We start from the raw sequence: 335 nt of genomic DNA, 5'->3' as shown, positions 1-335 counted from the left end.
CGAGACCGTGCGCGCCTATGCCTACCTGACCGACGGGCTGGTCACGACCGCCCTGCACGTGGCCCAGACCCACCTGCACCCGCTGCCCACCCCGACCGATGGCGAACGGCTCAGCGTGCTGGCCGTGGGCGGCTACGGGCGGGGCGAGATGGCGCTTCATTCCGATGTCGATCTGCTGTTCCTGACTCCCTACAAGATCACGCCCTGGGCCGAGAGCGTGATCGAGACCACCCTCTACATGCTGTGGGATCTCAAGCTGAAGGTCGGCCACGCCTCGCGCACGGTGCGCGACTGCCTGCGGCTGGCGCGCGACGACTACACGATCCGCACCGCCC

The 335-nt window shown here is 68.7% G+C and carries 1 protein-coding gene; it reads left to right on the top strand.

Annotated features, from left to right (window positions below; all coding sequences use genetic code 11):
- The coding region (locus H2O73_RS23520) for a hypothetical protein (RefSeq protein WP_220457697.1) at window positions 1-335 on the top strand (335 nt) is incomplete at both ends.

The organism is Vibrio marinisediminis (assembly GCF_014050145.1).
Taxonomy (GTDB): domain Bacteria; phylum Pseudomonadota; class Gammaproteobacteria; order Enterobacterales; family Vibrionaceae; genus Vibrio; species Vibrio marinisediminis.
Note: the sequence above shows the minus strand (reverse complement) of the source record. Positions and strands in the feature narration are given on the sequence as shown.